The organism is Bremerella volcania (assembly GCF_007748115.1).
Taxonomy (GTDB): domain Bacteria; phylum Planctomycetota; class Planctomycetia; order Pirellulales; family Pirellulaceae; genus Bremerella; species Bremerella volcania.
The window spans coordinates 3,602,503-3,625,825 of the sequence record NZ_CP036289.1 but is presented as its reverse complement, the minus strand read 5'-3'; the positions used below and the strand labels follow the sequence as shown (position 1 = coordinate 3,625,825).

Here is a 23,323-nt window from a genome sequence, read left to right as displayed (position 1 = left end):
ACGCTAGTCCTTGGTGATGGTTTCGTGCAGGTTCAACAAGGCCGTCGAAACGTTGAACCACGCTTTGTCGGCGTCGTCGGGATAAAGCTGGACCAGATTTCTCAGGGTTGCCATTTCCGATTCGCTGGGCGACCGCGCGGTGCACAACTGGAAGGCGTAATTCAACTGCTCGTCAAGCGGCTGATCCTTGGCTTCCGTTTGAATACGCTTGGCCAAGGCCTGGGCGGCCTCGACATAGACTGGGTCGTTCAACAGCGTGAGGGCCTGCAGCGGAGTATTCGTTCGCGATCGCTGCACCGTGCAGGCGAGCCGCGCGGTCGCATCGAAGTTCAGAAAACTGGGGTAGGGGGAACCCCGTTTCAGAACGACGTAAATCCCGCGGCGATGTTGTTCGCTGCCGGGGCTGACCTGGTAGTTGTACTTCTGGCCACCCACTTTGGTCCAAATGCCACTGGGTTGATAGGGACGAATCGGAGGCCCGAACTGCTTGAGGCTCAGCAGTCCCGAAATTGCCAGGGCGTTGTCCCGGATCATTTCGGCATCCATTCGAATACGCGGCCCGCGTGCCAGCAGCTTGTTCTGATCGTCGACTTCCAGTAGTTGTTTGGTCATATTCGACGACTGCTGGTAGGTCGCCGAAAGAACGATCTCGCGGAGAAGCTGTTTGCGCGACCAGCCGTTTTCCATCAGTTCGACCGCCAGCCAGTCCAACAGCTGTGGATGCGTGGGCAACTCTCCTTTGATGCCGAAGTCTTCTTCGGTGGCCACGATCCCTTGGCCGAAGAGTTCCGCCCACCAGCGGTTGACCACCACGCGGGCAACCAAGGGGTTCTCTTGCGAAGCAAGCCAACGTGCCAGCGTCAGTCGATTGGCTGGCCCTTCCGGCATCGCATGCAGCGCCTCGGGCGTGCCGGGCTCAACCAACTCGCCAGGGCTTTGGTAGTTTCCTCGCTCGAAGATATGGGTCGGTCTCATCTCTTCAAGTTCGATCATTACCAGCGTGGTGTCTGGCTGGGCGGCTTTCAGGTCTCGCTCGATCTTGCTGAGCTGCTTGTCCAGCTTCTGACTCGAAGTGTCTTGCTCGATGCAAAAGTCCAGGAGTGTCTTCTCTTCCTTATCCGTCCACTTTTCCGGGCCTTTGGCGATCGCCTTTTTTACCGGGTCTGGCATCGACTCCATGGCTTCGGCCTCGATGCTGGTGACCCAAGTCTTCAGGTCCGCTTCGAGTTCGCCCCGTCGTTGCGTCTTTTGTTTCTTAATTTCGGCTTGTTGCGTTTGTAGCTGCTTACGGCGCTTCTCTTTCTCGGGATCTGTCAGATCCATTGAGGGACCTTGGAACGCAATCGAGCTGGGCTTTTTGGGATCGGTGCGGTCGGCCTCGCGTTTGGTGCTGTTGAAGAAGGCCAGCATCCGGTAGTAATCCTTCATTAGAAAAGGATCGTACTTGTGGTCGTGGCATTGGCAGCATTCCAGCGTCGTCCCCAGCCATACGGCTCCCGTGGTGTTGACGCGGTCGATGATTTGTTCGGTTCGGGTTTCTTCGGGGAGGGAGCCCGCTTCAACGTTCGTCGGCGCGCAGCGATGAAAACCTGTCGCGATTCGCGTCGACTCGGTCGCATCGGGCAAGAGGTCGCCGGCGATCTGCTCGATCGTAAATCGATCAAACGGCATGTCATCGTTCATTGCTTGAATGACCCAATCGCGATAGGCCCAAATATCGCGGAGGTCGTCGCGCTGAAAGCCGTGCGAGTCCGCATAGCGCGCCAGGTCCAGCCAGGGGCGGGCCCAGCGTTCGCCAAACTGAGGTCGTGCCAGAAGCTCGTCCACGATGCGTCGGTAGTGTTCCGCAGAGGGATCGGCAACGAAGGCATCTACCTCGGCAGGCGTCGGCGGAAGACCGATCAAGTCGAAGTGGACGCGGCGGAGCAGCTTCTCCGGCGTGGCCGCCGGTGACGGTTCCAGCTCAGCCGATTCGAGCCTGGCCAGAACGAACCGGTCGATCGGCGACTGAACCCACTGCTTGCGTTTCACCTCGGGAAGTTCCGGCCGCTCTGGTTTGACGTAAGCCCAGTGCTTGGGTGGAGTGAAGTCCTCAGGCCAGTTTGCTCCGCTGGCAATCCAGCGGCGAAGAGAACGAACTTCGCCAGGTGAGAGGGGATCGCCCACCGCCGGCATGATCTCGTCGTGCCCCTTGGGCAAGGTCACACGACGCAGTAGTTCGCTATCTTCGGGATGCCCAGGTACAACGCTGCCAGAATCGAAAAGCGCGGCACGCTCGTCGACGCGTAATCCGGCCTCTTGCGTATCGACCCCGTGGCACTCGAAGCATGCCTTATGCAGAAGGGGGTAGATCTCTTTCGCAAAGCTCACATCCGACGGTGATGCGGAATCTGCTGCAAGAGCAAACCCCGACACGAGGCCGACAACGACAATCGCTGTGATCATCGTTCGAAGGCGAACGAAATAGGTTGAATGAGGCAGCTTGGTCATGCGATAGCCACGCTCGAACAGGGAAGGAGGGAAATCGAAAAGATTAGGGGGAAGGGCATGGAATGGTACCGCGGTGCCCGAATTGCCATTCTAATGGATTGTCGGAAATAAGGCGAGACTTTTCTCCATGAAAATGATCCCACTGCCGGCAGGGTGGCAGGAAGATTCCGATCGTTGCAGAATATCGTCAATAACCTAGCCAGCCGCCAGCCGCGATTCAGGACGAAACATGTCGAGCTACACGATTCGATCGATGACGACCGAAGATCAAGATGAAGTGACGTCGTTGATCTACCATTCGACCAACGCCTGGTACCAGTCGCATGCTCGTCCGCCGATCTTCACCGGCGACGTCTCGGTTGCCAGCGTGTTTTGCGACGTGTACCAGGCCCTCGATCCTGGCTGCTGCGTCTTGGCCCAGTGTGATGAAACAGGAGCGATTGCCGGGTCATGCTTCTATCATCCTCGCCCGTCGCATATGTCGCTGGGAATCATGAACGTTCATCCCAATCACTTCGGCGGAGGGGTCGCGCGGAAGCTGTTGGACTTCGTCATCGCCGTCGCGGAGAAAGAGGACCAACCGGTGCGGCTGGTATCAAGCGCCGTGAATCTCGATTCGTTTTCGCTCTACAACCGTGCCGGCTTCGTTCCCCGCATGACCTTTCAAGACATGTACTTGGAAGTTCCCCCGGAAGGCATTCAACGAGGCATTCCGCCACAGCGATTGGATCGCGTTCGCCAGGCAGCCCGTGAAGATCTCGATGCAATCGTCGCGCTGGAAGAGGAACTACATCACATTCGGCGGCCAGACGACTATCGCCACTTTCTGGAGAACCAGTCTGGCCTGTGGCACATGTCGGTCATCGAGAACGACACCGGCAGTATCGATGGGTTCCTGGCCTCGGTATTCCACCCAGGCTCGAACATGCTGGGGCCTGGTGCGATGCGAACGGAGGAAGACGCCGCGGCGCTAATCTATTTCGAGCTACAGCATCACGCCGGCCGCACGCCAGTCTGGCTCGTTCCGGTAGAAGCGAACCAACTGGTCCAACAACTGTACAGCTGGGGAGCGAGAAACTGCGAGCTGCACTTTTCCCAGGTTCGAGGCGATTGGAAAAAGCCTCAGGGGATCGTCATGCCGACCTTCATGCCTGAGACCAGCTAGGACGTGGCGTCACTGCTTGAGCCCCAGTTCTTTCTCCCACCATTCGAGATACGCTTGCGGCTCGACGTCGCGCGTCATGCCGCGGCGATCGTATGCTTTGTCAGACCACTTTCGACTGGCCTTGAGGGTGTCTTGCAGCTTAGGTTCGGGTTGATAGCCTTGATCGTTGGTATCGGCGATCCACTGATCGAGGTCACCTCGAAGATCGGCCAATACCTTCTGGTATTTTGGATCACCGGCAACGTTGTTGGTTTCGTCCGGGTCGGCATTCAGGTCGTACAGCTCTTCCGCCGGTCGAGACTCTTCCCAGAAAGCCGCCGGGGGACCTTCCAGCTTGCCCTGCTGCTTGAGCACACGAGCGACCGTCATGCCGGGGTATTGAAGCTCTTTGTAACTGCTTGTCTGCGTGTAGGGGCGTTCGGGGAAGTCGTTGCGAATATATTTGAACGAGTCGGTTCGCACGCAGCGAATTCGATCGACCGCATCGCCGCATCGATCGCGCGCCGCGAAGATCCTTTCTCGACCCTTGAAGTCGCTGGCAAGAAAATCCTGGCCATCCATCCACGGGGGAACCGCGATGCCTGCCGCCGCGATGGTGGCCGCGCTGACGTCGATCAGGCTGACTAAATGGGGCTTGACGACACCAGGCTGCAAATGTCCCGGCCAGCGCACCAGCAGCGGCACGCGCAGGCCTCCGTCGTAGAGCCACTGCTTGTCGCGATAATGAGGCCGGCCGTGGTCTCCGAAAAAGAAGATCACCGTGTTGTCGAGTTCCCCTTCTTTTTCGAGCCGCTGAAGCAATGCGCCGACATGTTGATCGAGCGTTTCGATACTGGCGAGATAGTTCGCCCAATCTGCTCGGATGACAGGGTGCTGAGGGTAATACGTAGGAATCTCGACGTCGTCGGCCCGAGTGACGTCCTTGGCTTGCACGAACGGGCGGTGCGGTTCGTGGATCTGAACTTGAGCGAAGAAGGGTTGCCCTTGGGCACGCTTCGACCAGTCGATGCCGTCGAACAAGTTGCCGGTGGTGGTAAAGTTGTAGTCGGTCTTGCCGGCGCGCGTCAGCGTGTTGTTGCCGTTGCTCAGATAGTACCCGGCATCTTTTAGTAGCGCAAGGATCGGCGCGACTGGACTTGGCAGTGGGCGTTTGACTTCGGTGCGGTGGTGGTGCGTCCCGGTGGCCGTTTGATACACCCCGGTAATGAACGCGGATCGCGACGACGAACAGACCGGCGCGGTGGAAAACGCCGCCGTATAGCGATGCCCCTGGTTGGCAAGCCGATCGATGTTGGGCGTGCTGACCCCTTGGTAGCCGTAGCAGCCCAACTCGGGGCTAAGGTCATCGGCGATGATCCAAACGATGTTGGGGCGCTCTGCCGCCATGGCGGCAGAGGTCAGCGAGCAGACGGCAACCAGGACGAGCGTGCGAAGGATGTGCATGAGAACGTGAGTCGATGGGGAAATTAGGGAGGGTTTTTCCAGAGCTGCCATCATACCATCGACTCGGACCGCGTTCTATCGAGCCACCTTATCGCCGCTGTGGTTGCCGAGATGTCGTGTTTCCGTGCCGGTGGACGATTTCAGTGACCGATTGCTCCCTCAGGAATCCGAGCCATTCGAGCCGACCGTTGGAGTAGCAGTGGGAACTCAAGATCCGATAGCCACAGCGTTTCAGCTTTTCGATCGAACCGAGATCGGACGTACCGACAAGTCGCAGGCTACCCGGTTCCAATTGCGACAACCGCTGGGTGAACTGCTCCTCGGTTTCCACGCAGGCCTGCTGCTTCATCACCGCAGGCAGCATGGCCAACCAATCGCTTGTCGAGTCGGTACTCAACTCCCATGGAATATCGGCGATGTGGCACAGCAGAAAACTCTTCGCCAAGTCAACTGTCGACACATCGTCTCCCACGGCACGCACGACATGCGACGGCAACGGGCGATAGCGGAAGTGATTCGTCTCGCCATGGAGTGCCGACGGATCATGCTCGAGCGAGAAGCATTGATCCCACCAGTATGCATAGCTTGCCGCGGCAGCATGTAGCTCTTGGCGATCTTCGTCCGAGGCCAGGCCTTCGCAGAGCTTCGTGACCAGGTCACTCTGTTTAGATGACGGTGGTTGATTGCTTGTGGGGAGAGCGTTCTCCGTCCAATCTCGGAATGCCGCCACGTAGTTCGGTCCGCCAGCTTTGGCACCTGGGCCTACGGCGGAATGCTTCCAGCCGCCGAACGGTTGCCGCTGAACAATCGCGCCGGTCGTCGTGCGGTTGATGTAGGCATTGCCAACTTCGACCGACTCGCGCCATGTTTCGATCTCGTCGACATCCAGCGAATACAAACCGCCGGTCAGGCCGAACTCATTATCGTTCTGAATGCGGATCGCCTCTTCAAAGGAATTGACGCAAATGATCCCCAGCACCGGACCGAAACATTCCGTGCGGTGATACCAGCTACCAGGCTTCACGCCCAGCCGAATGCCAGGGCTCCACAGGCACGGATTGTCGTCGATCATCTTGGGCTCCAGCAGCCAAGATTCGCCGGGGTCGAGCTGGGTCAGACCTCGCTTTAGTTCGGCATGCGGAGGGCGGATGATCGGCGTGACGTCGGCCGAGAGATCCCAGCTCGGAGCGACACGCAAGCTGGCTGCCGCGTCGCGCAGCTGATTGCGGAACTGATCGCTTTCGTATACATCGCGCAATACGATCGCCAGGCTCGCTGCCGAGCACTTCTGGCCTGCGTGACCGAAGGCGCTGCGCACCAGGTCTTTGATCGCCAGATCGAGATCGGCCGCCGACGAGATGATCATGCTGTTCTTACCGCTGGTCTCGGCATACAGCCGCATCTCTGGCCGCCACGATCGAAACAGCTGAGCCGTCGAGTAGGCACCGGTCAAAACGACGATTGAGGTACGAGGATCGCTCAGCAACTTCTTACCGTCGTCGCCGTCGACCAGGGGAAGGAATTGCAGAACGTCGCGGGGAACGCCTGCCTCCCATAGCTGACAAGCCAAGTGCCACGCCGTCAGTACGGTCTCGGGAGCTGGCTTCAGGATGACGCTGTTGCCGGCCATCAACGCGGCCAGGCAACCACCGGCAGGAATCGCGTACGGGAAGTTCCACGGCGGCGTGACCACTACCACGCCGGCCGGCGACGAGGTCGTCCCGTCGTCCCATCCTGCGGTATCGAGCGAGCGGCTGTAGTACTCGGCAAAGTCGATCGCTTCGATGATTTCGGCATCACTCTCGGAAACGGCCTTGCCCGCGTCCCCCATCATGATTCCGATCGTTTCGCCACGCTGCTGGGCGGCCACGACAGCGAATTGCCGTAGAATCTGCCCACGCTTCTCGACTCCCAATTCTTCCCAAGTCGGTTGAGCACTAGTAGCCGTTTGCAAGGCAAGTTCGACGTGCGAAGCGTCACCGTTGGCGAAGCGATAGAGAACCTTTCCGGGTCGCGATGGATCGAGCCCCTGCGAGAGGTTCTCGGTCGTCTCTTCCACGCCACCGACTTGCATGGGAATGGTGCCGAACGTCTTGCCTCGCCATACATCGACCAGTTCTTCAATCCACTGGCGATTGGCACGTATCGCAAAATCGGTATTGGGAACGTTGGTGAAGGGTTCGTCTGCATTCGTAGGCGTGATGTGCTCGGTGCCCCGGTCCTGGATGCGGTTGGGTGTGCTGGCCAGCTGATCGGACTGTGCCAGACGGCAGGCGTCGAGGAACCGTTGGCTTTGGTCGTGCCAGGCAGGCGAGTCGACTTCCATGGCGAAGAGCGAACCGAGGAAACTGCCTGGCTGGGTGTTCTCGTCGAAGCGACGAACCAGGTAAGCGACCGCCGAGTCGAAATCGGCGTCGTAGCAAATAGGAGAGTAGACCAGCAGGTCGCCCGTGCGATCACGCATCTCGCGAGCCTGGGCGTTTGCCATCCCTTCGAGCATCTCGAAGTCGACACGCCGAGTAACCTCGCGGTGTTGGGCCAGGCGTAGTGCGAACGCAATATCAAACAAGTTATGACTTGCTAGACCGATGCGTACTGCTTCGGCGTTTTCCGGCCGGAAGGCATACTCGACCATACGCTTGTAGTTGGCGTCGGTTTCGGTCTTGGTGTGGTAGGGTGCTTGGGGCCAGCCATTGAGCGAGGCTTCGACCTGCTCCATGGCCAGGTTCGCTCCTTTGACCAGGCGAATCTTGATATCGGCTCCGCCCGCCGCGACACGCTGTTTCGCCCACCGCGTCAGAGACTTTTGCACGGCATGGGAATCAGGCAGGTAGGCCTGCAGAACGATGCCCGCCGACAGATCGTGAAACTCAGGCTCTTCCAGCACCGAGCGGAAGACGTCGACCGTCAGGTAGAGATCGCGATATTCTTCCATGTCGAGATTTACGAACTTGTGCTTGCCTTCTCCCTGGCTCATCGCCGCGCGATACAGTACGCGCAGCCGCTCTTTCAACTCGGGAAGCGTTTCTTGATACCCCGTCAAACTGATATGGGCCGCGACCGACGATAGCTTCACCGAAACGTATTTGATCGCCGGATCTTCAAGGCGCCGGCGATACAATTGCAGTCGGCGCTCGGCTTCTTGCTCGCCAAGAACGGCTTCGCCAAGCTGGTTCAAGTTGATGCGAATGCCGTCGCGCTGGCGCTGTTCCAGGTAGCGCGCAAATGGTTTCGGCTCGGCCGAGATGATCACGTGGGACGAGTCGGCTTGAATGCGCTTACGAATCAGCGGCATCACAACGCTTGGTGCCACCTGAGCGGCCCATACGCCTAGCTGAAGTAAACATCGATCGAGCGGGCTGAAGTACTTGGGCAGTCCGTACTGCTGTACCAGCGACCGCAGATGATGCGCCGAGCGACGCGGATTTTTAATTCGCAGCACCTGGTCGACCATCGCGACGGTTAGCTCTTTGCCGTCGTGATCGCTGATCAGCCCGGCTACCTTGGCCAGGTTAGCTCGGTCCTGGCTGGTTTCACGTCCCTTCGATGCCTGAAGGATCTCCGCGGCAAGCGGAATCGCTTCCTGGGCGATGACGTCAAAGACCGAAATATCCATTTTTCGCTGCGACGGCGTAACGATAGACACAAATGCACCTTCAAGGGTAAGCCTAGTAATTCAGTTCACTGAATTCTAGAAATGACTACCCTTAACGGTATTGAGCATTTCCGGCGCCGGGCGTGCTGGTTTCCGTAAAAATGCGACTGGGAAAAAAAGTTCTGTTTTTCCTAACCCTGCTTCTGGTGCGACTTTCGGTAGGCAAGCGGCGTCTGATTGGCAGCCGCGCCAAAGTGCCGGGTGAAGGCGCTTTGGTCACTAAAACCACACTCCAAAGCGATTTCTGAGAGGGACTTTTCGCTGGAGACTAGCAGCTGCTGGGCCAGATCCAACCGATACTTCATCACGAATTTCTTCGTGGAGAGACGAAACACGCGGCGCATCCGTCGATCGAGCTGGGTGACGGATAGACTGACTTGTTCGGCAAGCTCTTCCGTCTTCAGCGGCTGGGCAATGTGCTGTCGAATGTGGTCGACGACCACCTTTAAGTCGGCCAGTTCCAGGTCGCTGTCGCTGGGTTGTTTCAGGTCCTGCGAAACGCCTACCAGGCCGATCGTTTCGCCGCTGCTATTGAGAAGCGGGAACTTGTTCGACAAATACCATCCCCGCGAGCCATCAGCCTGAGAGATCAACTCCAATTGATCGCGAAGTGGTTGACCGGTGCGTATCACTTCGCGGTCCTGGTCGTCGTAAACTTTGGCCAGTTCCGGAGGGAAGTACTCGGCGGCCTGTTTCCCGATCAGCTCGGAAGGGTCGGCCACGCCGATGCGTTCGGCGAATGCATGATTGACGAACGTATAACGTCCGTGCAAATCCTTAACGCAGTAAACCACGTCCCCCAGGCAGTCAAAAATCTGCTCGAGCAATCCGTCTTGAAACTCGTATCTCATCCGACTTCCTACGTGGCGCGCTCAATCGTCGCAATCTAGCCCAGTCCCATTGCTTTCCATTTATTCATATCGCCCGAGAGAGCATTCCGCTACCCGTGCGACTTCAGGGCATGCCATGGGATAGGCTATCTCCGGTCGAAGTCGAGAGAATTTTAAGATCTGATTTTTTGCACGGAATTCGAGGGAAACTTCTTGGTGCATCGGGTACGTTGAGGGGAAAGGTGCTTCTCTTTTATCGACCATCGGGGGTGGTTTTCCATGAACAACTGCCAGGCATTCTCGCGACGGTTTTTGCTTCTGATTTTGGTCTTCTGCCCTGTGCTTTTTGGTTGTCGGGAGTCGGAGTCGCGTTGGGACGCGGCCCAACAGGCAACCCAGGATGGATCCACCGCCGTTTCCGAGGCCGCGCTGGACGGGGCGGTATTCAACAAGTTCTTTCCTGCCCAGACGGACGGTATCGATATCGTCTACAAGCAAGAGAAAGCTGGCTTTTCGCAGGCCTCGCTTTACCGCGATGGCAAACTGCTCGCCATGCTTTCGATTTCCGACACGCGTAACAATCCGGCGGCTCGCGATAAGTACCAGGGGTCGACCGTTTCCGTTCAAGGTTACCCCGTTGTCCATCGCGACGACACAACTTCGATGCTGGTAGCCGATCGCTTTCAGGTTCAAATTCAATCGGAAGGAGACGCGTTGACCAAAGAGGACCGGATGAAGTGGCTCGAGAAGTTCGATCTGGGTGGATTGGCCAACGCGTTTTAGCCGTTGGGTGGCGACCTTCGCAGTTCTTCTGGTAAGGAATAACGAATCATGGCACGACCTTTCTTTAAAGTCGTTGACGATCTGCCAAGCATGGGACTGACGGCTGGCCTACTTGGGGCGCTCGACTGGGTGACGCCGGGCGAATATACCAACATCACCAGCTTTGAGGGGATGGTGAAGGACGTCACCAAGTCGACCGACGAGAAGTTCATTCAACAAGTCGGCGAACGGGCGATCTTCCTGTTCAACGATTCGTCGCAAGGTTATCAGCGGGCCTTATGGCTTTACCAGACGATCGATTCGACCCAAGGGGTTGCCGGGTTTGCGTCTTTTCTTTCCAAGATGGCTGAAAACTTCAGCTTTCTCAGCTTCTTGAACAATGTCACCCCCAAGGCCGATACGACGCAAGCGGTCGATCTTGGCCTGAAGTTGGTTGCCGAGATCGTTGCGTTTTGCTCGCTCAATGGACTGCCGGGGGATAGCATTGGCGACTTCGTCGAGTCGCTGGCCGACTATCGACATGAAGCATTGATGCGGATGACGGCACTGGTGTGCGTGGATGGAGTCTTGCCACTTGGCCCTGACTTCGTCTCGAAGGCGATGGGTATGCTCGATTCGTCCGGCATGACGGAGCTGGCCGGCAACGAACGCTTTCAGCGCGTCTCGGGGATGATTCCCGGCGACTCGACCAAAGAGCAACTTGGTTTCATGAAAGAAGGACTTGGCTCGATTAAGGACTGGGCAGGCAACTTCGTCGCCAAGCACAGCATCACGGTCGAAAAGGTCGCCGGTAGTCTGAAGGGAGTTTCCGATCGCTGGGAAGGAAGCATGGACTGGATGGCGTCGGTGATTGACATGACGACCGACTACTACGAGCACACCGGCGTGCAGACCGTTGCCCGGCAACTGATCAGCCGAGCTGCCGCCGAAGTTTAGTTCGCCGGATGGCTGACCTCCACCTGCACATGGTCTGCGTCACTGGTCGGGGCATCGTAGATCGTCAGGCCGGAAAGATCTCGCGGCGATTGACCGGTAACAAAGCTGGCCAGGTACCCGACGATAAAGCAAACCGACAGTCCCGCCGCTGGGTAAACGAAGCCGTTCACCTTGGTGAACTTCCAAAGAGCAAGCATCGTGACGGCTCCAACCAACGCGCCGCAAAGCGCCCCCAGCTGATTCGTTCTTCGCGTGAACGCCCCCAGCAGAAACAGTCCACCCAGGATTCCCATGAAGATTCCCAGGATCATGATGAACGCATCGAACAGCGAACGAATATCGGGATTCACAAACAGCAAACCGAGAAGCGTTCCGATGGTTCCCACCGCGAAGGTACAGATCCTGGCGGCATTCAGGTAACCACGTTCGGTCGTGCAGAAGCTGAGCGGGCGAAGGAAGTCGACGATGATGGTCGTCGCCGAGGAGTTCATGCTGGTCGAAACGGTCGACTGGGCGGCGGCGAATACGCCTGCCACGATCAGCCCTGCCAGCCCCACGGGAATTTCCCGCGCGATGAACAGCGGAAAGATCTGATCGGTCGTGATCAGCGGATCGAGCTTGTCTGGCTGGCTTTGGTAGTAGGCGAACAGTGCCGTGCCGATGCCAAAGAAGAGAAGGGTTGCAGGTATCGTCAGGATGGCACTCATCCAGATCGATCGAGCGGCGAGTTTTTCAGTGGACGTCGTTACGTACCGCTGAACGACTGCCTGGTCGGCCGTGTACGAAGAGACGTTCTGGGCAACGGCCCCGGCCACGATGACCCACAGCGCGACCTGCGCGTTGGTGACGTCCCAGTTCGCATTGACCATGTTGAATTTGTCCGCCGTGTGGGCAATTTCCCAAAAGCCGGCGAAGCCGCCTTCTATGCCGCCAACAAGCAAGGCAAGTGCCAGGATGGCCCCGCCCAAGAGGACGAACGTTTGGATCGTATCGGTCCAGATCACCGCCTCGATGCCCCCCATAGTGCAGTAGACAATACTCAACACGCCCATCAACAGAACCGACTGCACCGGCGTCAAGGGCGTTGCCACGGCCAGGGCCAGAGCAGTGAGCGACATCACGATCGCCATGCGAAAGAGATGGAAGAAGACGAAGCTCATGCTGGCAAACATGCGCGTCAGACGTCCAAATCGCATTTCCAGGTATTCGTAAGCACTCGTCGCATCGATGCGACGGTAGAATGGCAGGGCCACAAAGACCGCCAGAATCGCGACGAAGGGAATCGTTAAGTTCGAGACCGCGTAGACCCAGTCTTGGGCGAATGCCTTGGAAGGCAGCCCGGTGAAGGTCAACGAACTGAGCATCGTCGCGAAGATGCTACAGCCAGCCGCCCACCAGGGGATTTGCTTCCCGCCGCGGAAGTAGTCGTCGGTGTTCTTGTTCTTCTGCGTGAAATAAACCCCAATCCCGACCATCGCCAGCAAGTAACCGAACAGGACCACGTAGTTCAATACGCCAAAGCTCTTCGCAGGCGTACTCGGTGTGATCTTCCAGATGTGTGGCGAGCGGACGCGAGGGCGGATTTCTCCACTGGGCAGAATGATCGAGTTGCCCCAGCGAACGGCAGTGGTCGTCACCGGACTGGCTGGCGTTTCACCGGCGCGGATCCATGAGTCGGTGATCGTATGGTAGGCGTAGGCTTCTTTAGGGAAGCCAGGATGGTTGTCTTTAAGCTCATCCTCCTTGCCCCAGTTGCTTTGGTCGGCCCTGCTGAGCACAAAGATGTGACTCTGGCCAACCCCAATGGCCTCGCCGGCCATCATCACACGCGGGGCATCTTTCCGTTGCCGCCAGGTGTTGGTCTTGGGGACGAACTGCCAGACATCTTGTAAGAACTGCGTCTGTCCGTCGGCATCGCGGCGCCCTCCGATGACGTAGATCGCATCGTTGAAGCCATCATGCTGAGCGGCGACCATCGCGAACGCACGCGTCGGCCCTGGCAGCGGCGGCAACTCCTTCCACTGGAAGTCCTTCGGCTGGCCTGGCTGCGAAAGATCGAGACTCCACAACGCGTTGGTCGCGCTCGAAAGTGCTGGCTCGCTCTGACCGCAGGCAACGTAGACCGTCTCGCCGATCATCGTGGCTTGAGCGTAGACGATCGGTCGGGGCAGGGGAGCGCAAGGGACCGTCTCGATCTGCTGCCCATTCCATCTCAAAAAATACGCGTCGGAGAAGACCTGCTCGGCGTCGTTGCCTCCCACGCAGAGGACGCCATGCCTGGTCGAAACGCTCGCTCCGTATGCCGTCGGACGAGGCAGCGAGCCTCCCTCTTTCCAGGCGTAGCCCTCGTCTGTCGGAGCCAGTACATGGATCGTGTCGACCCACTGCTTATTGGATTGCCAGACGGGCTGCGGAAAGTTCGCGCCGCCAGCGACGATCAGCGCGCTGCCGCTGATCCCGGCGAATGGCCCGGCGACACCCAGCGGGTTGGGGAGATCGGGTAGCTTGTTCCAGTCGAGATGCGTTTCTCCCCGGCCAACTCGAGCCGATGAAAAAGCGAGCAGAGCGATCGCAACGACGAGAAGCGTACGCCGGAAAAGATTCCGTCGGAAGAGCATCGGAGACCTTTTGAATGTTTCGCAGATGAAGATGAACGACCGCGGTGGGCCGCGGGTGGGGGCTCATGTTGGCAGAGATTTAAGCAGAACTCAATTGGCAGAAATATTTCTGGCGTTTATTTCTGCGATTCGCTCTATTTCGATACCATATCGCGCTTAAAAAAGGCCCTTCAATACGTTTTGAAGGGCCTTCGCTCCATTGATTGCCTCGAAGTGTGCGACGTTATTCGTAGTCCCACTTCATGATCCAAGGGTCGTCCAGCTCTTTCTGCTTGGCTTTGAGCTTGGCCTTGTACGCTTCCAGCTGTTTCGCGTAGGCCGGATCGTTGGCCAGGTTCAGCGATTCATGCGGATCGGTTTCGACGTTGTAAAACTCGAACTCGGGACGATGAATGTACTCGCCAACGGTCTTCTTGCCGTAAGGGGCATCTTCACCCTTTTGGAACTGAGCTTGCCAGCTCGATGCGGCCCACAGGTCAGACGCGAACGGATAGTCGAGCTTGTGGGCGATATTCCAAATCAGCTTGAAATGGTTGTCGCGATAAACTCGCATCGGGTAGTACATCTGGATCTCGTGGAACGTGTGCGACGCGAAGATCGAATCGTGCGTGGTCGCTTCCGGATCGCCCAAGAGCGGAATCCACGACTTGCCGTGATACTGATCGAACTTGTTGCCGCCGTTGCGATTCTCTTTCAGGGCTTCGCCGCGCTGCTTCCAGAAGGCATTCGCGTTGATCGGATGCTTCGGACGCTGTGCTTCGCGATCCAGGGCCCCGGCAAAGTCGAGAATCGAAGGAGTTATGTCGACGTGGCTGATCATCGCATTGGTTTCCACGCCGCGATTTTCCTGGTAGGGATCTCGCACGACGAAAGGAACACGCAGGCCCCCTTCGTAAACGGTCGTTTTGCCGCCCGAGAACGCCATGCCGTGGTCGGATGTGAAGACGATCATCGTCTTGTCGTACAGACCGTTCTCTTTCAAGATGTCGACCAGCTGCTTTAGCCCTTGATCGATACGCGAAACGGACTGGTAGTACTGGGCCAACTCTTCCCGCGTGTCAGGCGTGTCTGGCAGAAACTCAGGAATGGGAACCTTGGCAGGGTCGTAGAAGACTTCTTCGATCCCGGGATAGGCCTTCTTGTTGGGCTTGTTGCCGAAGAGGTTCGGCTTCAGTTCCAGCTCTGAAGTCTGATCGTTGCCGCCACCGCGGTGCGGATCGCTGGTGGCGAAGTACAGGAAGAATGGCTTATCGCTTGCTTCGGTGATGAAGTCCTTGCAGTTATTCGCCATCTCGACCGGGGAGCGCGTGTTGCCGGGAATGTATTGGTCGAAGTGAAAGACCGCTTCGGGAGCGACGTGATACTTGCCGCACTGGCCGGTGCGATAGCCGGCCTGGGCCATCAAGCGTGGAAGGGCCAGGCTGACCACATCGTGGTACGACGAGAACTTGTGGAAATGGTGCGTGTGCCCGTATTGGCCGTTCATGTGATTGTGCAGGCCGGTCATCACCACCGAGCGGCTGGCACTGCAACTGGCCGTGGTGGCGAACGCATTGCGGAACAGCGTTCCATCTTTGGCCAACGCGTCGATGGTTGGCGTGACGGCAACCGGGTCGCCGTAGCAACCTAGCGTGGGGCTTTCGTCATCGGTAATGAAGAAGATAACGTTGCGATCGGGACGCTTGGCATCCTCGGCGGCCTGACTGGTGGCGGCAAAGGATGACAGACAAGCCAGCGACAGAACAACCGCAGTCGAAATTCGCGCAAACGATAGGACTGTTTGTTTCAAGGGACACCTCAAACAGTGGAGCATTTTAAGGAGGGGGATGGGAAAGGGAGTCCCCACATTCTAATCAAAAACGAGACCGAAGCAGGGACAACTTCCCAAGAAATGTACTTCTGCGGCGGGAACTAAGCAAATCGCAGGGGAGAGTACGGCTTGGGATCGATGTGCGGAGTCAGTCGCGTCATCATTTCGCTGATCAGTCGCCCGGTCGCCGTGGCCATGCTCAGACCGAGCATGTTGTGCCCGGTCGCCAGGTAAGCGTTCTGCAGTCGAGGTACCTGCCCAATGATCGGCAAGCTATCCCAAGTCATCGGCCGCCAGCCGTACCAGGTTGCTTGCGTCTCTTTGGTGTCCGGGGTCCGCAAATAGGGCGTGGCCGATTGACGCAGTTGCTGAATGCGCTTCTCAGGGATCGACTCGTCGTAGCCGCAGAACTCCATCATCGACCCCAAACGGTAGCCTCCTTCAAACGGCGAGACACCCACTTTGTGTTCCGGCAGAAGCATCGGATACTTGGGGCAGGGAGCCGGCCGCGACATCGTAACCGAGTATCCCTTGCCTGGCTCAATCGGAATGCGGCACTCCAAGGACTTGCCCAGCCGCGTGCTCCAGGCACCTGTCGCGATCACAAACTGATCGGCTTCAAGCTGGCCCTGAGACGTCTGCAAGCACACGATCCGGCCTTTCTCTTTTTCGATGTGCTGCAGTTCGCAATTTTCCAGAAACGTGACGCCGCGCTGTTTCAGCTTGGCTACCCAATCAGCATTCAGGCGATCAGGACGAACCGATGCATCGCCTGTATAGTGAAACGCCCCGGCCAGGTTATCGTTCAAAGCGGGATCGAACTTGGAAAGCTCACTGCCGTCGATTCGCTGCGCCGATACGCCGAAGTGATCGGTCAGAAACCGATCGGTCTCGACGAACGAGCGCATTCCCTTCTTGGTCTGAAGCACGTACAGAAGACCGGTTTCTTTCCACTCGCAGTCGAGCGACTCTTCCTGGACCAGTCGGCGGTACTCGGTCATCGAAGCATCCAGGATCGACTTGAGCGCCGCGCCAGCGGTTAGCATCTGCTGGTGATTGCAGCGGCGGGCGAACTGCCACATCCAGTTCCACATCGCCGGACTGAAGCGAGGCTTCACACGAAACGGGGCGTTGGGTTGCAAGAGCGACTTCGCCGCCGTGCGAATGGCCTCTGGCTCGGTCAACGGCAACACGTGGCTAGGGCAAATGTAGCCGCAGTTCCCATGCGAACAGGCACCCGCGATCGTGCCGCGATCGATCACGGTGACTTTCAATCCCTGTTTCGATAAATAGTGCGCACAAGCGATTCCTACAATACCGGAACCAACAATCAGCACACTTTCAGGATGCGAGGCCGTAATCATGGAGCACTGTCCAACGAAGCATTGACGCGGGTGGAAACTAACCTTGCGAGCCCGGCCACGAATCCCACCACTTGCGGAAAAGTTCCCACTGAGCTTTCAGGTAGTCGCGCTGGCTGGGGCTCAGCTTGTCGGTTTCGTTGAAGTGATGTTCGTACTCAGAGTTCCCTTCGAGGACCATCAAATACTTGTAATACAGCACCAGGTCGGGGCCCTCGTCGAAGGTCGACAGAACGGTCAGGGCCTCGTTCAGTTCCCAGGCCAGCTTGCGCGATTGGGCACAGCCGGCGGCTCCCTTCTCGCACAACTCGACCAGTCGCAAAATCTCTTTGGGCAGCGCGTTACCAACGCCGGTGATGGCTCCCTTGGCGTTGCAGCGGAGAAAACCGTGGTAGACCTGCGTATCGACACCCACCATCAACACCAGGTCAGGGTTGGTTCCGGTGATATGTTCGGCGGCATAGGTCAGCGAGGTTGCTCCGCCAAATTCCTTGAACCCAACCAGGTTTGAAAACTCGCGTCGCAGGTCGAAGAACAAATCGGCTTTCGTTTCAAAGCCGTAGTAGGGACTGTTGTAGATCACCGCCGGCAAGTCGCCAGCCGCGGTGAGAATGGCCGAGAAGTGATCGCGCTGGGCAAGCTTCGACGTGCCGCGGGAAAGGACGCGAGGAATCACCATCAAGCCAGCGGCCCCCACCTGCTTCGCATGCGCGGCGTGCACTGCAGCGAGCTTTGGGTTCTGAGCCCCGGTTCCAACAACCACCGGCACGCCTGCTTGGGTCAACTGGCGAACCCCTTCCTGACGCTGGGCGTCGGTCAGCAGGGGCCAGTCTCCCATCGAACCGCAATAAACGACTGCCGACATGCCGACGTCGATCAGCTCTTTCCCTTTGGCGACCAGGGCCTCGAAGTTGGGCGTGCCATCGGCGTGGCAGGGTGTCATGAGTGCCGGAATACAGCCGCGGAAAACTTGCGATTTATCGTTCACTAGCGCTACTCGGTAATAAGGTAAGGCCGGAGGTAGATTCGATCTTTCCCTGATATTACCCTTCCGGCAGCCGTTTTGTCTTGACAAACGGCCCAATTGCGACTTGAATTTGCGCACATACGAAGAAGGGGCCTATGATCTCGGAAATTCAAGATATTCTCGGTCAATTGGACAAGCCTTTCACCGGCGAAGAGCTGTTCGACCACCTCCCTGACATTGTGTTTTTCATCAAAAACACCAAGGGGCAGTACCTGGTCGTCAACAACACGCTCGTCCAGCGCTGCGGAGCGCAAAGCAAGAGCGACCTGCTGGGCCGCCTGCCAGGCGAGGTGTTACGTCCGCCACTTGCGCAAAGTTTTGAAGACCAGGACCGCAAAGTGCTCGAAACGGGGCAACCATTGGTGGGGCAGCTGGAACTTCATTTCTATGCGACCCGTGACGTGGGGTGGTGTCTGACCAGCAAACTGCCGCTACGAAACCGGCAAGGCGAAGTGGTCGGACTGGTGGGGGTTTCCCAGGACCTTCGCCTGCCTGATCTTTCGACCGACGAATATCAGCACGTGATCGCCGCGATCAACTTCGCCGAAGCCAATTTGCATGATCCACCCAGCGTCGCCGATCTGGCAACTATTGCGGAAATGTCCTCCTATCAACTCGACCGCCGCATGCGACGCGTGTTCGGTCTGACGACTGGTCAGTGGCTATTGAAGCTGCGCATCGACCTGGCTCAGCGCCGCCTGAGGACCTCGGACGAGTCGATCTCGAGCATCGCCATGCAGGCCGGTTACTCGGATCAAAGCGCTTTCACGCGGCAGTTTCGCCGCGCGACCGGGATGTCGCCGCGCGACTACCGCAACGCGCGCCGCGGTTGATAGAACCTAGTTCAAGCCCGAGGCCGTGATGTTCGACTTCCCCAAACCCTCTTTGATGGTCGACTTCAAGATGTACGATGGCATCTTGATCCCGCTAAACCACTTCGGGTTGGGGTGGATGTGTTTTAACACGGCGGTCTGCAGGGATTCGTCTTCCTCGGTTTGAAAGCTACTTGGCGCGCCGCGTGTGTACTCGCTTTTGAACAAGACGTCATTGCCGTTCTTGAGGACGAAGCTGTGAATCCAGGGACGGAACTTGACCTTCTCGGTCGGTCCCGTCGGACGACCACCGAAGGGGCGTGGAGTCGGGGGAAGGACGATGCCACCCAGCGTGCGGCTTTTCTCGGTATAGTACTCTTCTTCTTTCTGCTCGCCTTCCTTCACCGAGACTTCCAGAACGACGCTGGCACTGTTGTCGTTCACCCAGCCACACTCTTTCAGTTTGGCACTGACCGCCTCTTCGATTTGCCGCTGATCCTCGGCTGACACGTTCACGAATTGGTAATTCACGCGGGCTTTACTCCCAGGCGACATCACGTAAAGGGTCTTGGGATCGACCGTTTCCGCGGAATGAAGCGCCGTGTCGTGCGGCAAGGTAGTGATCGTTAATTGGCTCGACTGCTTGTCCCCGAAAACGGCGAACATGCGATTGTCGTAAAGCTGGTTGGCTGAACCTCGCGAGTTGTACGTCCATAGAGGCAAGCTGCGCTCGATATCGTAAATGGTGTCCTCCAACTTGACGTAATCACCTACCCACTTCAGTTCGCCATCGCCCGTGTCAGCCACGGGAATCGTCTTGAGGTGTGAGCCGTCCTCCATGCTGTAGATGACCAGCTTGTCCCACAACTTCACGGCGACGCGTTTGCCGTCGGCTGACAAGGCGACCCGCTCGACGTCGGACTCGGGCTGGATGCTACCGACGAGGTTTCCACTGGCCGTGTCCAGAAAGCCCACGTACTGCTTGGCCGGAAAGGCCATCAATTCGCCAGCCGGTGAAAAGCTGACGTGTACCGAATGGGGAAGTTCCCCTTGCAGCACCCCCCGCGGCACCGAGCCGCTCAGGTCCCAGAACGTCAGCTTCTTATCTTTGGTGATCACCGCCAGGCGGTTGTTGGGCAGAAAGTGCGCCGACGTGAATTCCTTCCAACTGCCTCCCCCCACGGTGAATTCATACAGAGGAGTAATCGCCTGATCATCGATCGTAAACAGAGCAAGATCGTTGCCGGTGTCCCAGCCTTCGACACGAATCGCTGCGAACATCTTCGCATTGGGGGCGACCGCGACGATACGGTAAGGCTGTTCGAATTCCATCTCGCGAGAGGTGTTCTTGGTGATGGGATCAACGATCATGAATCGGCCGTAGTTGTCGGAGGCCTTGCGACCTTCCTGATACACGTTGACGACGACGGTGGGTGCTCGGCCGGCGACTCCCATGGCCATCTTGCCGAAGAAGGGCTTGGCCAGGGGGACCGTGATGATCGAGTCTTCGAGCGAAATTTCCGGAAGCGCGACCGGCGGCTTGACCGACCAGAACTCTCGCCCCGGCGCGAGACTCAGAGGGCGCGCCCCTCCCGAGGTCACGTTCACCTTGTTTACCCGGCCAATGCCCGCCGGTGGTGGCGCGGCGTTGCCCGTCGTGGCCGGCATCGCTGCGGCGGGCTGACCTCCGGCAAACGGATTCTCTGGTTCACCCCCGGCGAACGGATTGTTGGGATCATTTTGGGCCGCTTCCGCCTTCAGGAACTCTTCGACAAACAGGCGGTCCTTCTCACTCATCTTGTCGAGCGGAACAGTGACGACTCGACCGTCCGACTTGAGGATCTGCACCTGCTTCTCGTCGGCCATCTTCAAGGTCCCACCGATCTGGAACTTGCCGGTGGCGTCGACCCATGTCCGGTTCTCGGCATACTTCGACAAAGCACCGGTTGGTTCGCCGCCGAGTGCTAGGTGAGGTAACAACACGCCGCAGATAGCAGCGATCCACAAATAGCGATGGGATAAGAAGCGGATAGGAGTCATTCCAAGCATCCTCAACGGTCACGGGGAGGAGTGAGAAGAATAAATGGAAAAGAATCGGAATCATTGTAGCAGGGTAAAGTTGAGACTCTAGCCAATTCCTCGTGAAATCTCGATACGCCTGCTGGCCATTATGGGGGAGGTGTTGGGGGTGTGCGAATCGCCGATTACGGCGTACTATTCTTGATAACAAGGTCATTCGGTCTGATTTTCAGCAAGTCCGTCGCAAGATATTGTCGCTGCCAGGCCGATTCCGTTAGAACAGAAGCAAATTTCTCTTGCCAAAAGTGGACGAAACGTCCATAATGATCACTGATGCCAACACTAAGCCGTAAACAGCGAGAAATCCAGGACCGCGAAGCCCAGATCCTCTCGGTAGCACGCGAAATGCTGCTGAGGGATGGTTACTTGGGCTTGAGCATGGATCGAATCGCCGAAGCGGTTGAGTATGGAAAAGGGACCGTTTACCGGCATTTTCCCAACAAAGAAGACATCATCCTGGCGCTGGCCGTCGAGACCCAGAAGAAGCGCACCTCCTTGTTTCAGAGGGCATCGCTGTTTCGCGGGGCCTCGCGCGAACGGTTGACCGCCGTGGCGGTCGCTTGTGAGTTATTTGTTCGGCTTTATCCGAGCCACTTCCATGTCGAGCAGGTCGTTCGCTTGTCTTCGATCTGGGAAAAAACGTCGGAAAAGCGGCAAAACGTGATGCGTACCTGCGAACAGGCATGCACGGGAATCGTGGCTGGAATCGTCCGAGACGCCGTCAACCAAGGGGATTTATCCCTGCCTGGCCAGATGACGCCGGAGGACATGGTGTTCGGCATGTGGGCGATCAATTTCGGATCGTTTTCGATCATGTCGACCAGCGGAGCGCTGGACGAAATTGGGATTGTAGACCCCACACTGGCGATTCGGGGTTGCATCAACCACATGTTGGACGGTTTTGGGTGGAAAGCGCTTTCGACCGAACACGACTACGAGGCCGTTTTTCATAAGGCCCTGACGGAGACCTTTGCCGATGAGTACCAGCAACTACTCACCCTCGAGTGAGTCTTTTTTTGGCCAAAAATGGACGGAACGTCAACTTTGGACGTTTCGTGTCGTGGGCGCGACTCTCATGGGTATGCTCGTCGGGGGAGTTCTTTACTGGAACTATCCGTTCGCCAATGCCCAGCCCATGTCGGCGCCAGAGGCACAGCCCATGCCGGTCGAAGTCGTGACGCTTGAGTCGCAAGGAAGTTACGCGGCCCAGCGCACCTACACCGGCGTGCTCGTAGCCGCCAAGACCAGCGAGCTTAGCTTCGAACTGCCTGGCAAGATCACCCAGCTTTCAGTCGACGAAGGAGATCACGTCCAGGCCGGCGACCAGCTTGCCGTGCTCGACGATCGTCACTTGTCGGCGAGAATCGCCCAAACGAAAGCCGAACACGCCCAGCAACTGGCCATTCTGGAAGAACTCAAAGCGGGGCCGCGCGAGGAAGTCATCGCAGCCGCCGAGGCGGAGGTCCGCCAACTCCATGCCGAACTGCAACTGCAACAGGCCAACAAGAAACGTCGCGAGCAACTCATCGAGCGTAGCGCTATCTCGCGCGAGACCTTGGAAGACGCCGTGTTCGGGGCCGAAGCCGCACAAGGTCGACTCGACGCGGCGAAAAGTCGCTTGGAGGAACTGCGCCAGGGAACGCGAGTCGAACAGATCGACGCCCAGCAAGCACGCGTCGCCGGACTCGAAGCCCAACTGGTCGATCTCCAGCACGAACAAGAAGACACTCGGCTGGTGGCTCCTTTCTCCGGCACCATCGCACGGCGCAACTTTGATGAAGGGGCCGTGATCACTGCCGGCCAGGCCGTGTTCCGGCTCGTCCAGCACGAACCACTCGAAGCCTGGTTCGGCTTGCCACCTGAAGCGGCGACTTCGTTGTCGGCGGGCGACGTCCTGCCGGTAACGGTCGACGATCAAACGCGTCAGGCAAAGGTCACCGGCATCGTCCCCGAACTCGACACGATCACCCGCACGCAGACCGTCGTCCTTTCACTCGATGCCAATACGTCGCGTGGCTGGGTGCCGGCTCAGGTCGCCCGCGTTTCCCTGGCCAGCGAGCGAAATGAAGAAGGTTTCTGGCTTCCCAATTCCGCGCTGCTGCAAGGTTCGCGCGGTCTTTGGTCGGTGTACGTCGTGGAAGAAGACCACCGCGTCCAGCGCCGCGAGGTGGAGATCATCTACAGCGAGAGCGAGCGTTCGTTCGTGCGTGGTACGTTATCCTCCGGCGAACGCGTCATTGCCAGCGGCGTGAACCGTTTAGTGCCGGACATGCACGTCCGTATCCATCCAACAAGTGAGTCAGAGAATTGAGCC

The 23,323-nt window shown here is 57.9% G+C and carries 15 protein-coding genes; 6 read left to right on the top strand and 9 right to left on the bottom strand.

The features are described 5' to 3' along the window. Positions 1-3: 3 nt before the first annotated feature. The gene (locus tag Pan97_RS14470) at positions 4-2,490 is read right to left on the bottom strand and encodes a DUF1553 domain-containing protein (RefSeq protein WP_144973681.1); all 2,487 of its coding nucleotides are present in this window, start codon (positions 2,488-2,490) and stop codon (positions 4-6) included. A 229-nt stretch (positions 2,491-2,719) separates the two neighbouring features. On the opposite strand from Pan97_RS14470, the gene Pan97_RS14465 reads away from it, so the two are divergent. Further along, positions 2,720-3,655 (top strand): GNAT family N-acetyltransferase, encoded by a 936-nt coding sequence (locus tag Pan97_RS14465; protein WP_196782108.1) that lies wholly within the window; start codon positions 2,720-2,722, stop codon positions 3,653-3,655. Between the two features lie 9 nt (positions 3,656-3,664). On the opposite strand, the gene Pan97_RS14460 is transcribed toward Pan97_RS14465, so the two are convergent. From Pan97_RS14460 to Pan97_RS14450, 3 genes are all read right to left on the bottom strand, one after another. Next, the gene (locus Pan97_RS14460) at positions 3,665-5,098 is read right to left on the bottom strand and encodes a sulfatase family protein (protein ID WP_165698768.1); all 1,434 of its coding nucleotides are present in this window, start codon (positions 5,096-5,098) and stop codon (positions 3,665-3,667) included. An 88-nt stretch (positions 5,099-5,186) separates the two neighbouring features. Next, positions 5,187-8,744, bottom strand: a complete 3,558-nt coding sequence (locus tag Pan97_RS14455; RefSeq protein WP_144973678.1) for a proline dehydrogenase family protein — start codon at positions 8,742-8,744, stop codon at positions 5,187-5,189. Positions 8,745-8,884: 140 nt separating this feature from the next. Beyond that, positions 8,885-9,604 (bottom strand): AraC family transcriptional regulator, encoded by a 720-nt coding sequence (locus Pan97_RS14450; protein ID WP_144973676.1) that lies wholly within the window; start codon positions 9,602-9,604, stop codon positions 8,885-8,887. A gap of 258 nt (positions 9,605-9,862) precedes the next feature. Here Pan97_RS14450 and Pan97_RS14445 point away from each other — a divergent pair, with 258 nt between their 5' ends. Both Pan97_RS14445 and Pan97_RS14440 read left to right on the top strand, forming a co-directional pair. Further along, positions 9,863-10,366, top strand: coding sequence for a hypothetical protein (locus Pan97_RS14445; protein WP_144973674.1), 504 nt, complete (start codon positions 9,863-9,865; stop codon positions 10,364-10,366). Positions 10,367-10,414: 48 nt separating this feature from the next. After that, entirely contained in the window at positions 10,415-11,302 is an 888-nt protein-coding gene (locus Pan97_RS14440; RefSeq protein ID WP_144973672.1) for a hypothetical protein, read from the top strand. Here the strand turns inward: Pan97_RS14440 and Pan97_RS14435 are convergent. From Pan97_RS14435 to Pan97_RS14420, 4 genes are all read right to left on the bottom strand, one after another. Continuing rightward, complete coding sequence (locus tag Pan97_RS14435; RefSeq protein WP_144973670.1) at positions 11,299-13,920, bottom strand: sodium:solute symporter family transporter; 2,622 nt, start codon at positions 13,918-13,920, stop codon at positions 11,299-11,301. The genes Pan97_RS14440 and Pan97_RS14435 overlap by 4 nt on opposite strands. 223 nt (positions 13,921-14,143) lie before the next feature. After that, positions 14,144-15,733, bottom strand: coding sequence for a sulfatase family protein (locus Pan97_RS14430; RefSeq protein ID WP_144973668.1), 1,590 nt, complete (start codon positions 15,731-15,733; stop codon positions 14,144-14,146). Positions 15,734-15,831: 98 nt separating this feature from the next. Continuing rightward, on the bottom strand, positions 15,832-17,094 hold the full coding sequence (locus Pan97_RS14425) for an NAD(P)/FAD-dependent oxidoreductase (protein ID WP_144973665.1): 1,263 nt from the start codon (positions 17,092-17,094) through the stop codon (positions 15,832-15,834). Positions 17,095-17,131: 37 nt separating this feature from the next. Further along, positions 17,132-18,079, bottom strand: a complete 948-nt coding sequence (locus Pan97_RS14420) for a dihydrodipicolinate synthase family protein (RefSeq protein WP_241676306.1) — start codon at positions 18,077-18,079, stop codon at positions 17,132-17,134. A 134-nt stretch (positions 18,080-18,213) separates the two neighbouring features. Between Pan97_RS14420 and Pan97_RS14415 the strand changes: the two genes are divergently transcribed. Further along, a complete protein-coding gene (locus Pan97_RS14415) occupies positions 18,214-18,951 on the top strand; it encodes an AraC family transcriptional regulator (RefSeq protein ID WP_144973663.1) in 738 nt (245 codons plus the stop codon). A gap of 6 nt (positions 18,952-18,957) precedes the next feature. Here Pan97_RS14415 and Pan97_RS14410 read toward each other — a convergent pair whose 3' ends face one another. Then, a complete protein-coding gene (locus tag Pan97_RS14410; protein ID WP_165698767.1) occupies positions 18,958-20,970 on the bottom strand; it encodes an SHD1 domain-containing protein in 2,013 nt (670 codons plus the stop codon). Positions 20,971-21,282: 312 nt separating this feature from the next. Between Pan97_RS14410 and Pan97_RS14405 the strand changes: the two genes are divergently transcribed. After that, positions 21,283-22,017, top strand: coding sequence for a TetR/AcrR family transcriptional regulator (locus tag Pan97_RS14405; RefSeq protein WP_144973659.1), 735 nt, complete (start codon positions 21,283-21,285; stop codon positions 22,015-22,017). Between the two features lie 67 nt (positions 22,018-22,084). Continuing rightward, on the top strand, positions 22,085-23,320 hold the full coding sequence (locus tag Pan97_RS14400) for an efflux RND transporter periplasmic adaptor subunit (protein ID WP_165698766.1): 1,236 nt from the start codon (positions 22,085-22,087) through the stop codon (positions 23,318-23,320). Positions 23,321-23,323: the final 3 nt, after the last annotated feature.

Bases quoted from the DNA above. Each gene is read 5' to 3' on its own strand.
- Pan97_RS14435 (WP_144973670.1), bottom strand. From the start codon at position 13,920: ATGCTCTTCCGACGGAATCTTTTCCGGCGTACGCTTCTCGTCGTTGCG.
- Pan97_RS14405 (WP_144973659.1), top strand. From the start codon at position 21,283: ATGCCAACACTAAGCCGTAAACAGCGAGAAATCCAGGACCGCGAAGCC.
- Pan97_RS14465 (WP_196782108.1), top strand. From the start codon at position 2,720: ATGTCGAGCTACACGATTCGATCGATGACGACCGAAGATCAAGATGAA.
- Pan97_RS14400 (WP_165698766.1), top strand. From the start codon at position 22,085: ATGGGTATGCTCGTCGGGGGAGTTCTTTACTGGAACTATCCGTTCGCC.
- Pan97_RS14425 (WP_144973665.1), bottom strand. From the start codon at position 17,094: ATGATTACGGCCTCGCATCCTGAAAGTGTGCTGATTGTTGGTTCCGGT.
- Pan97_RS14415 (WP_144973663.1), top strand. From the start codon at position 18,214: ATGATCTCGGAAATTCAAGATATTCTCGGTCAATTGGACAAGCCTTTC.
- Pan97_RS14450 (WP_144973676.1), bottom strand. From the start codon at position 9,604: ATGAGATACGAGTTTCAAGACGGATTGCTCGAGCAGATTTTTGACTGC.
- Pan97_RS14460 (WP_165698768.1), bottom strand. From the start codon at position 5,098: ATGCACATCCTTCGCACGCTCGTCCTGGTTGCCGTCTGCTCGCTGACC.
- Pan97_RS14430 (WP_144973668.1), bottom strand. From the start codon at position 15,733: ATGCTCCACTGTTTGAGGTGTCCCTTGAAACAAACAGTCCTATCGTTT.
- Pan97_RS14410 (WP_165698767.1), bottom strand. From the start codon at position 20,970: ATGACTCCTATCCGCTTCTTATCCCATCGCTATTTGTGGATCGCTGCT.
- Pan97_RS14440 (WP_144973672.1), top strand. From the start codon at position 10,415: ATGGCACGACCTTTCTTTAAAGTCGTTGACGATCTGCCAAGCATGGGA.
- Pan97_RS14445 (WP_144973674.1), top strand. From the start codon at position 9,863: ATGAACAACTGCCAGGCATTCTCGCGACGGTTTTTGCTTCTGATTTTG.
- Pan97_RS14470 (WP_144973681.1), bottom strand. From the start codon at position 2,490: ATGACCAAGCTGCCTCATTCAACCTATTTCGTTCGCCTTCGAACGATG.